At 61.0% G+C, this 513-nt stretch carries 1 protein-coding gene; it reads right to left on the bottom strand.

All coding sequences use genetic code 11. The features are described 5' to 3' along the window. The coding region (locus Q8791_RS31790; RefSeq protein ID WP_330095559.1) for a prenyltransferase/squalene oxidase repeat-containing protein at positions 1 to 480 on the bottom strand (480 nt) is incomplete at its 3' end. Positions 481 to 513 lie beyond the last annotated feature (33 nt).

Genomic DNA, 513 nt, shown 5'->3' with positions numbered 1-513 from the left:
CGCCCGAGCCGGATTAGCACCAATAGTGTCCAACGACTGCAAACCCCGCAACACCGGAACCGCCTGCACCGTCGTCATCATCGTCCACGCGGGACTAACGACATTACTTGGGAACGAGCCGTCAGCCTGCTGCTGACCGGCCAGCCACGCCTGACCCTTGACAGCCTGGTCTTTGTGGTTCGCGTCACCGGCCCGATACAAACCCGGTGCCACTCGCGTCGTCGCACGCACATCCGCACCGTGGTCTGGCCAACCCCACCCATCTGTCTGACGATCGGCATCCAGACGTTTGACAAGCGCCGCCTTGACAGCCGTAATCCCCTCCTGACCGTATGCTGTAGACACCACATGCGACAGGGCGGCGAGCATAAGACCATCAGTACTCGGATAATTCCGCCCGGGACGCGCCGAGACATAGTCGGTGATCGACTTGAATAGCTTCTGCGGGATCGGTTTGCCCAGCCGCTCCAACGCGATCATGTCCAACGCCTGATGAAACGGGCGCTCCTTGAG

The organism is Nocardiopsis codii, from assembly GCF_036327455.1.
GTDB lineage: Bacteria > Actinomycetota > Actinomycetes > Streptosporangiales > Streptosporangiaceae > Nocardiopsis > Nocardiopsis codii.
This window is presented reverse-complemented; position numbering and strand designations above follow the sequence as displayed.